Source organism: Microbacterium sp. NPDC089695 (assembly GCF_044749085.1).
In the GTDB taxonomy this organism is placed as follows: domain Bacteria; phylum Actinomycetota; class Actinomycetes; order Actinomycetales; family Microbacteriaceae; genus Microbacterium.
Genome location: NZ_JBIVHG010000004.1, coordinates 18,131 through 27,433, shown reverse-complemented (window position 1 = coordinate 27,433; position 9,303 = coordinate 18,131). Strand labels below are relative to the sequence as shown.

At 63.1% G+C, this 9,303-nt stretch carries 8 protein-coding genes; 2 read left to right on the top strand and 6 right to left on the bottom strand.

Features of this window, described 5'->3' with window-relative positions; all coding sequences use genetic code 11:
• Nucleotides 1-181 (top strand): LPXTG cell wall anchor domain-containing protein (locus tag ACIPYT_RS15915; RefSeq protein ID WP_401076442.1); only part of this gene is annotated, 181 nt, incomplete at its 5' end.
• A gap of 1,375 nt (nucleotides 182-1,556) precedes the next feature.
• Here the strand turns inward: ACIPYT_RS15915 and ACIPYT_RS15910 are convergent.
• The 5 genes from ACIPYT_RS15910 to ACIPYT_RS15890 form a co-directional block, all read right to left on the bottom strand.
• Complete coding sequence (locus ACIPYT_RS15910) at nucleotides 1,557-2,237, bottom strand: GntR family transcriptional regulator (protein WP_401076439.1); 681 nt, start codon at nucleotides 2,235-2,237, stop codon at nucleotides 1,557-1,559.
• A gap of 4 nt (nucleotides 2,238-2,241) precedes the next feature.
• Entirely contained in the window at nucleotides 2,242-2,910 is a 669-nt protein-coding gene (locus ACIPYT_RS15905) for a GntR family transcriptional regulator (RefSeq protein ID WP_401076436.1), read from the bottom strand.
• 920 nt (nucleotides 2,911-3,830) lie between these two features.
• The gene (locus ACIPYT_RS15900) at nucleotides 3,831-4,130 is read right to left on the bottom strand and encodes an NAD(P)-binding protein (RefSeq protein WP_401076433.1); all 300 of its coding nucleotides are present in this window, start codon (nucleotides 4,128-4,130) and stop codon (nucleotides 3,831-3,833) included.
• A gap of 9 nt (nucleotides 4,131-4,139) precedes the next feature.
• Nucleotides 4,140-5,264, bottom strand: a complete 1,125-nt coding sequence (locus ACIPYT_RS15895) for an HTTM domain-containing protein (protein ID WP_401076430.1) — start codon at nucleotides 5,262-5,264, stop codon at nucleotides 4,140-4,142.
• Nucleotides 5,265-5,311: 47 nt separating this feature from the next.
• Nucleotides 5,312-6,094 carry a DUF5819 family protein gene (locus ACIPYT_RS15890; RefSeq protein ID WP_401076427.1) on the bottom strand — a complete coding sequence of 261 codons (783 nt, stop codon included), beginning with the start codon at nucleotides 6,092-6,094 and terminating at the stop codon, nucleotides 5,312-5,314.
• Between the two features lie 371 nt (nucleotides 6,095-6,465).
• Between ACIPYT_RS15890 and ACIPYT_RS15885 the strand changes: the two genes are divergently transcribed.
• A protein-coding gene (locus ACIPYT_RS15885; RefSeq protein WP_401076424.1) for an IS3 family transposase occupies nucleotides 6,466-7,613 on the top strand; the annotation gives its coding sequence in 2 pieces (ribosomal slippage) (nucleotides 6,466-6,750 and nucleotides 6,753-7,613; 1,146 coding nt in all).
• Between the two features lie 23 nt (nucleotides 7,614-7,636).
• Here ACIPYT_RS15885 and ACIPYT_RS15880 read toward each other — a convergent pair.
• A complete protein-coding gene (locus tag ACIPYT_RS15880) occupies nucleotides 7,637-9,100 on the bottom strand; it encodes a peptide MFS transporter (protein ID WP_401076421.1) in 1,464 nt (487 codons plus the stop codon).
• Between the last annotated feature and the right edge of the window lie 203 nt (nucleotides 9,101-9,303).

The window sequence follows — 9,303 nt, the reverse complement described above, 5'->3', positions numbered from 1 at the left end:
GGCTGCGGGCTCGACCGCGGACGCGGACGGCGGACCGCAGCCCGAAGGAAGCCTCGCGGCGACCGGAGATTCTGTCCCCCTCACGCTGATCGGATCTGCTCTCGCGGCGATGATTATCGGCGCGCTCGGTTTCTTCGGCGCCCGACGCCGGAACAGGATCGGCGAGTCCTCGAAGGCCTGATCATGCGATGATCTGCTCTTTGCGCGATGCCGCGGCGACCGTAGCACCCACGAGGGTTGCCACGGCCGTCGCGTCGCATCTGGAAGAGAGCGCCGGCGCAAGTTTCGCGCGTCGAGCGTCTACATCGGGTCAGCATTGTGCTAGACGCGATACGGGATGATCGTGTTGGCCGCCGGGTCATTCCGAGCGGCACCAGGAGAGTCCGCACCTCATTCTCTCGAAGATCTGTTTCGGCCCCGATGGGCCGCTTGCCGTTCGCTTCTAGGGGCCGACGGAGTGATCGAACACCGCGATCGGGAAAAGACCTCTGACACCGTCGGCGCGTGCCCAACGACTCTCGCACTGACACGCGTCTTGTCCGCCCTGGGAAGCCGACGCATACGGTTGCAGTGTCATCCCTCGCTCCGAGAATGGTCTCGGAGGTCAGAGCAGGAGTGCCGTTCGCGGGCGTAGCATCCGACGCGATGGATGACCTGTGCTGCTCGCCTGTGCTCGCGCGACACTTGGACTCGTACTTCGCCGTTTCGGTCGCGACCGTTCCTGCGCCGGGTCTAGCTGCTCCGTCGGTGCCCAGCACGTCGAACGTCGGAGGTGGTGCGAGACGCCTCGCCCGCGGGCACGGGAGGCGCTACTGTCAGGATCGCTACGGAAGCCTCGTCTGCGCCCGACGCTGCAACGCACTACCGTGTTCACACGGCCAGGGCGTTCGGTTGCAAGTAGGCGGTCTCGGCTGGCGCCGACTTGCGTCGCTACGCTCGTCGTATCTCGGGCGCAGGCCACAGTCTTGTCGACGCGAGGTGCATTGCGCGGGTGATCGTTGCAGTTGCCGGTCGCGGGCTATCGAACGCGCAGCCAGCGTCTTCTCGTAAGCGACCTTGGCGTGGTCACATAGATGTCGATGGGATGTTCCGTTGAGTCGATCGCGGATGCGAGAAGAGCTCGGGCAGTGGGGGCTACCGCGCGGAGCGTACGCGCTCTCGCGACCAGCGCATGATCGTGAATCTGGACGACCCACCAGCCACGATCTGAGTAGACGTCGACTTCGATTGGAGGACTTCCAGGGTGAATCACGTTCATCGATGATGGGGGCATCAGAGCACTCCGAACGTGACTACTCAAACGCTCTTCAAGCCGTCAGAACTGTAGGGCATGGTGGCGCCGGGGGGAGTTGGGGGCTCCCCCCGGCTGACTCCTCCGGGGGGGGGGGAGTCCAAAGGTCGCGGCCACGCTCGTGATGGGGAGCGAGCGACGCCGCAAACATCTAGAGTATAGCAATCAAAGATTTACAGTTCAAATCATCTGAAATTTTGATATTCGAAGAACTTCCGGGACCACCATGTATCGTTCCTGGGGCCAAGGCTTCACTTGATCACGTTCACGATGCCAGCGCTGGCCTGAACTTCTCGACGAACTGTGCGCGCGTGGTTGCGTAAAGTCCATGAATGGCTGAGGATGCTGCCTCGACAGATCGGGCCCTTACTGCGCTATTGAGGTCCTCCAGGATTGCGAGGATATCGTCCATCGGCATCAGGTTTTCGCGGGGTGAGAGGAAGCGCAGCAGCATCGGGGTATTCTGCTCGACTGTGTCGTAGAGCACGCGGTTCCCGGTGGCGAGATGAAAGACGCGGAAGAAATCACGAATCGCGGGACCGACCACGGTGAGGTCGCTCGCCCGCGCCGCCCTTCGGGCTATAGCTAGATGCGCATCGAGCTCAGCGAGCTGCTCATCGCTGAGATAAGGTATTGTCCTTCGAATCGAGTATTCATGGAGAATCCCGGTCGTGTATGTAGCTTGATTCACCAGGGCTGCGTCGAATTCGGCGACTCTCGCTGGACGGCCTGGGGGCATCTCAACTAGACCGATGTCCTCCAATCGATTCAGGGCCTGGCGCACGGGGGTCCTCGACACGCCCAGCCAGGAGGTGAGCTCGTCGTCACGAAGGATCTCGCCCGGGACGAGTGTGCCGTCTACGATCGCGTCCTGCAAGGTGGCGTAGACCTCATCGCGAAGGAGGCGACGTGCGGAGCTCTCGTTGACGGAATGAGGAAGTGGCATCGCGTTACTCCGTTTCAGTTGCAAGATCGGTGCGGACGTGTGAGACCAATCGATCGAAGTAGCCGGCAATCGATCGAGCCGCCATCGCGGAGTCTGCGCGCGCGACAGCTTCGGAGAAACTCGTGATCTCCTCATTCGTCATGTAATACGTCTCATTGTCGCCACGCGCGTTGATGCCGCGTCGTACATGGGGCATCAGCCCTTCTAGCGTCCTGAGCACCACGACATTCCCCCAGGCCTTGAGCATGGTCCGGAACAGCTCACTGATTACGACGGGCGTCGTGGAGAGAGATCCGCGAGGGCGGCGATGAGTGTCGGCGACCTCTAACACCGCTCTCCGTTGCTGTTCGGACATGACAGGGATCACGTCTAACGCAACGCCTTCGCAGAGCGCGCCGATAGTCTCGAGTCGGTCAGCGAGCTGCGGAAAGTCGATCGGCGCCACTCGGGTCGCCTTCTGAGGGAGCACTTCTACGAATCCCAGGTTGGTGAGCCTGTCAATGGCTTCGCGGACTGGCGTGCGTGATACACCCGCCCATTGCTCGAGCTCGCTGTCCTTTAGCACCTCTCCGGGTGTGAGCTGTCCTTGAACGATCGCATCGAGAAGACGATCGAAGACGACTTCACGAAGAAGAGTCCGAGACGCGGGCTTCTTTCCTACTGGTACGGGCATGTGAAGACGATACCCTAGTCACACGATATCTTATATTCGGATCGCGAGAGACTGCTCGATTCGAGGCGTGGCTGGTGTCAGGACCATGGGCTGAGCGTGGAACTGTTGCTCCGAAGGGGTCGCGACGGGCAACTCGCGTAGCGTGGCAGTGGGGCACACCAAGGACGCCCGATCCTGACTGAGGAGAGGCGGAGCACAGGTACGAATCCGTGCGAGTTCTCCAGAGCTTCGCCGTCAGAGTTGGTCAGGCGAGCATCCGACTTCCAGTGACCGCTGTGTCAAGATAATCTCCGCGTACGAGGTTGAGGTTTCCCGGGGCCGTACCATCCGCAGTCGTGCAGTCGCTGGCGATTTGTGTGTCACGAAAGCCAGGCGCGTGGCGTTCCATGGCTGCCGTCGGGTTCCCCGTCGCATGAACCGTTCCGACGCAGCCGAGGTCTGAGTAGTTCCGAGGAACCGGGCCATCCGGGGCGGAATCCGCGTTCGCGACAGCATTTCCATGATGGAAGCGCCGGAAGCCGCGCGCTATGCCCAGAGCGTGGTCTGCTGTGCCGAGACGCAGAGCCTGGACCGGATTCGTGTCGAAGGATGTGATGCGGGTCGCGGGGGAGGTGGCCTGGGAACTGGTGCAAGAACATGCCCGGGAGCGAGTGCTGCGGCATTGGCAAGTGGAGAGATTCCAGGCGCAACTGCGCCGGCGAGGAGCGCCATCACATCCGAGTGCCGGGGCAAAACCGCTCGCGAGCGATGCCGGAGTCGCGCTCGCTCCAGCATCGTGGGTGCTGATCGGATGTAGGACGGCATCTGTCGAGGGCGAAATCGCGAAACGGTCGAGAGCGTCGCTGTTCTCGACGAGAGGGGAGAACAGCGACGCCACAATCGGCCGTTCGATCCGCGCTCCTGGACCGTGCGATCCAGGCTCAGCCAAGCGACGAGTGCGCGCGCTGCGTCGAGGAATTGGGCGAATGATGCCTCAGGCGTGGCGAAGTCAACTCTGTTCGCGAGCTGAGTTCGCGATAGAAGCGCGAAGCGAAATCTATGCGGTGCACGGAGGTTCCCCACTCACGGCGGGCCCACCCGGAGGGGCTATCGATCGTTGGCGCGCCGGCTCCTACCTGATCATTTGCGTCGAAGAGAACGACATCGAGGCGGGCGCGGGCGAGCACGACACCGGCGGCGAGCCCGTTGGGTCCGCGGCCGACGATGACAGCGTCATGCAACGACTGACCTCAAACGGTCAGGGATGCGAGCGACGGAGAGTGTGCGGTATCCGGAACCGCTCGGGCCCATGCCTGGCGGATTGCGCGGGCCATCGACCGCCACGTCACATCTCGAATGAAGATGGCATCGATGGCGATCATTGCGAGGGAGAACCACGGAAGTCCCATTAGGACGGCGATCCCCAAGTGGAAGCACAGGACGACGATGAGCGCGAAGATGCGTGTTCCGCGTCGCATCAGCATCAGCGGGAAACCGATCTGAACGAGTAGCGTGAGCGCCGTTAAGGCCGCCACGGTCGGACCCCACGCGGTCACGAGGGTGCTCAATTCGGGCCACGTGCCGAACTGGACGGTGTGGATCGGGTCATACAGTGCCCAGCCGCCGGACCAGGGCTCTCCGCCCGCCTTGTATAGGCCGCCGGCGACGTAGATAAAGAAGACCTGTGCTGCCAGAACGATGATCGCGAGGTTCTGGGCCAGATTCGTGGACCATGCGGGCAGGACAGGCTGCATGCGCCACAACCGCGATATCGCGTTGCCATTCGAGGTGACGAAACGCGCGCGACGCTTGGCATCGAGCGACCAGCGTTCGCTTGGTGCAGCGAAGAAGAGAGCGATCATCACTATTCGAGTGAGGTTATCGGACTGATCCGACACGAGCTCGTTGATCTCCACCAGTCCAACCCACATCGGGAACATCACCAGGAGGGCGAGACGCGATCGGTAGCCGAGGAGGAAGGCGATCGCTGCGACGCCGAGAAGAATGTAGAGGGCCGTGAAGAGACCATCATTCGTGGACGCCTTGATGATGGCGTTCACGATCCACACATCGGAGAAACCGCTCGTCGGAAGTCCGTGCTGCCCGCTCCACGACACGCCCGCGCCGAATGTGTAAAGGCGGGTGCTCCAGTTGGTGAGGAGCATGCCCACGACCGTTGCGCCGAGCAGTATACGGAGGACGGCAAGGCCGTATTGCGCACGCTTGCGGTCGAGAAGCCAGGACTCTCCCTGGTGGAAGAGGCTGGTGATCCGCGCGCCGACCGCAGTGGCCCCTGAGGAGACAAGGTCGTTGATCATGGCGAGCAATTGCGATGCAAGGCGAGGGGTCGACGCCGAGTGGGGGGGAGTGCTCATGGTGTTCCCCTGGTTGTAGGGATTTGTGCGGGTATCAGACGTGACGCTCATTTGGCCATACCTTCGTAAGCGGAGCGGAAGACCTCTGCGAAGGCGGTGTGGGACTGTTCGTCGAGGGTGATGAGCCCTCGCCAGCCGGTTATGGCGACGACGGGCGCGGGGCGTTGCGCATCGGGGTTATCACGCTCGATGAAAGGGATGATGCCCTGTCTGGAGATCTCGTACTGCACCTGGAGCACGTCAGCTCCCCAGATGCTGCGCGCGACCTGTGTGGCGTACGCATCCGTATAGCGTTCTTGAGTGACGTAAGCAGCGACGGCCGCTTCGTTGCTGTTATCGGAGACTTCATTCATGGCAAGCTGCATCCTGCCGAGCCAGTCGTCGCCCTTGTAGAACCCGAGACCTGCAATCTCCTTCTGCTCCGCGGTCAGCTTGTCCCATGCGCCCTTGAAGTTGGATGCTTGCTTAATCGAAAGGCTGCCAGCGCGGGGTGGGAAAAGGTTGCGGGTGTGCATCTGGGTCTCGACATCAGTGGCTGAAACCCACTCCGTTGCTTCCTCGCCGTTCTCGGTCGTGACGGTCGCGCGTACCTTCAGTTGGTAGTCGCCGTTGATCGGGGCCGGCGCGAAGACGCTCCAACTCTGTCCATACCAAGGAAGCATGTAGCTGCGAAGTGCGTTCTCGGGGATCGCGTCGCGAAGGGGACTCGGCGGAGCGATCCAGAGGAAGCTGGCGAAGATGTGCCAGGCCGTAAAGACGACAGCAGTGAGTGTCGATACACGGACGATGACGGAGCGGCGGCCGATGGAACGGCGGGAAGCTCGAGACATGACAGAAGCCTTTCAAGGCGAGATAGCGTTTTGCTCATCTACACATAACATGTCTAATATATCTAATTGTCAGCTATGGTCATGCTGGCGGATGGTCGGCGTCGAACCTCATGCCCGACGCGCGGACGAAGGAGGCCGATCGTATGGAGCCCGTGCTCGACGCAGCGCGCCTCGATGTTTAGCTTCTGGCCGGGGGCAAGCGATTTGTCAGAATCTCGTGCAGTAGCCGCTCTTGCAGAGGGTCTTCCAGGTTGGCCGGCTTGAGTGCCGATCGACCTAGCCGACTCTTCACTCCCTTTCGGGGGTCTGATGCAGGAATTGGTGACAACTGATCTGGCTTGTCCGGGAGGGCGGCCTGGAAGGATGTCATCATGTCGAAGCCGTTTCCGAAGGAGTTCCGGGAGGACGTTGTCCGGGTCGCGCGGGGTCGCGAGCCGGGGGTGACGCTCGAGCGGATCGCTTCTGATTTCGGGGTCCACCCGATCACGTTGTCGAAATGGATTCGCCAAGCCGACATCGACGACGGGGTCAAGCCGGGGACGTCGCGGTCGGACTCGGCCGAGTTGCGGGCCGCGAACCGGCGGATCAGGCTCCTCGAGCAGGAGAACGAGGTGCTGCGGCGGGCCGCGGCGTATTTGTCGCAGGCGAATCTGCCGGGAAAAGGCTCTACCCGCTCGTGAAAGAGCTCGCCGCTGACGGGGTTCCCGTCGCGGTGACGTGCCGGGTCCTCACGCTCGCCCGCCAACCGTATTACCGGTGGCTGGCCCACCCCGTCACCCCCGCGGAGGCGCTGCGCCAGGACCGGGTCACGGCGCTGACGAGAGCGCATCGGGAAGATCCGGAGTTCGGATATCGACTCCTGGCCGATGAGGCTCGGGAGTTCGGGTTCCCGATGGCGGACCGGACCGCGTGGCGGCTCTGCTCGGATGCCGGGATCATGTCCGCGGTGCAGCGCCGCCGACGCGGGAAAGGCACCAAGCCCGGCCCACCAGTCCACGACGACCACGTCCAACGAGTGTTCGCCGCCGACGCCCCGAACCGGCTCTGGCTGACCGACATCACCGAGCACTGGACCGGGCAAGGGAAGTTGTATTTGTGCGCGGTGAAAGACGTGTTCAGCAACCGGATCGTGGGTTACTCGATCAGCGACCGGATGAAGTCCCGCCTCGTCGTTGACGCCATCCAGTCCGCGGTCGCCCGCCGAGGCGACGTCGCCGGCTGCATCATCCACTCGGACCGGGGCAGCCAATTCCGGTCCCGGAAAGTGCTGACCGTTCTGGCCCACCACGGGCTGGTCGGATCAATGGGGAGGGTCGGCGCTGCCGGCGACAACGCGGCCATGGAGAGCTTCTTCAGCCTGCTCCAGAACGTCCTGAACCGCCGCGCCTGGGCCACCCGCGACGAGCTCCTCTGGATCGAACGCACCTACCACCGACGCCGCAGACAGCTCGGTCTGGGCCGTTTGACCCCCGTCGAGTACGAGACCATCATGAAACCACCGGCCGCATTAGCCGCGTGACTAACCTGTCACCAATTCCTGCATCAGACCCTGAGCCGCAGCACCGGCTTGACCCCCAGCAGGAGCCCGGCGCCGACGACGATCGCGATGCCGCCGAGGATCGCGAAGTACGGCACCTCGTTCTTCGGGTCGTAGAACCGCACGAGCCAGCCCGAGATCGCCGTGCCGAGCGCGATCGAGAGGAAGAACAGCGCCACCATCTGCGTGTGGAACACCTTCGGCGCGAGCTTCGTCGTCACCGACAGCCCGACGGGCGAGATCAGCAGCTCCGCGATCGTGAAGACGAGCAGGATGCCGACGATCGCGAGCAGCGGCGTCGAGTTCGCGGCGCCGTTCGCGAAGAGGAGGAACAGCAGGAACGCGGACCCCATGATCATCGCGCCCAGGGCGAACTTCACGGGCGTCGACGGCTGCCGTGCGCCGAGGCGCGTCCAGATCGCGGCGAAGACGCCGGACAGGATGATGATGAACACGGGGTTGATCGACTGCACCCACGACACCGGTATCTCGAAACCGAAGAGATCGCGGTTCAGACGCTCGTCGGAGTACACCGTCAGCACGGTGAACTGCTGCTGATAGAGCGACCAGAACGCCACGCTCGTGACGAACAGGGGGAGGAAGCCCCACACTCGCGAGCGCTCGGTGGCGTCGATGCGGCGGCTGCCGAGGATGACCGCGAAGTAGGCGACCGCCGCCACGATCGTGCCGATGATGACGATCGTCGACAGGTTGTCGGCCTGGATGACGCCGAGCAGCACGAGCGCCGTGATCACGAGCACGGCGGCGACCGCGACGATCGCGACGAGCGGGTAGCGCTTCGCGGGGAGCGGGTTCGGGACCCGACGGGCCTCGTCGGGGAGGCCGCGGCGGCCGAACGCGTACTGCACGAGGCCGAGTGTCATGCCGATCGCGGCGAGGCCGAATCCGAAGTGGAACCCGAGCGTCGACTGCAGGATGCCGGTGAGGATGGGCCCGAGGAACGCCCCGAGGTTGATGCCGAGGTAGAACAGCGAGAAGCCGGCGTCGCGTCGCGTGTCGTCGGCGCTGTAGAGGGTGCCGACCACCGAGGTCGCGTTCGCCTTGAGGCCGCCCGAGCCGAGGGCGACGAGCACGAGTCCGACGCCGACGCCGACGAAGCCGGGCAGCACGGCGAGCGCGACGTGGCCGGCCACGATCACGATGGCGCTGAGGAAGAGCACGCGCTCCGAGCCCAGCATCCGGTCGGCGATCCAGGCGCCGAGGATGGTCGAGAGATATACCGAGCCGCCGTACGCGCCGACGATCCCGCCCGCGACGGCCTGGGGCAGTCCGAGGCCGCCCTCCGTGACGGAGAAGTAGAGGTAGATGAGCAGGATGCCCTGCATGCCGTAGAAGCTGAAACGCTCCCACATCTCCACGCCGAAGATGTGGACGAGAGCCCACGGCTGGCCGAAGAAGCGGGTAGTCGATGCCTCCGCGGGGGTGGAGGAAGCTCTGCTGTAGATCACGTCATCATGATACAAGTATGTAAGCATGTAGCATTTTCTAGTCAAACTTGTTGCGCTGCAGTTCGCGTGAAGGCCCCGGATATAGTGCGCCAGCATCGCTCGCAGAGCAGTCTCATCGCTCGGAGGTATAGACATCGCTGCAAACCCTCTTCTCGTTGCATTCGCGTTCGCGCTCAGTTCCGGTCAGGCCTGGCTTCTGGTTG

Excerpts from the sequence above, each read along its gene's own strand:
- ACIPYT_RS15910 (WP_401076439.1), bottom strand. The coding sequence starts at position 2,237 with ATGCCACTTCCTCATTCCGTCAACGAGAGCTCCGCACGTCGCCTCCTT.
- ACIPYT_RS15905 (WP_401076436.1), bottom strand. The coding sequence starts at position 2,910 with ATGCCCGTACCAGTAGGAAAGAAGCCCGCGTCTCGGACTCTTCTTCGT.
- ACIPYT_RS15895 (WP_401076430.1), bottom strand. The coding sequence starts at position 5,264 with ATGAGCACTCCCCCCCACTCGGCGTCGACCCCTCGCCTTGCATCGCAA.
- ACIPYT_RS15890 (WP_401076427.1), bottom strand. The coding sequence starts at position 6,094 with ATGTCTCGAGCTTCCCGCCGTTCCATCGGCCGCCGCTCCGTCATCGTC.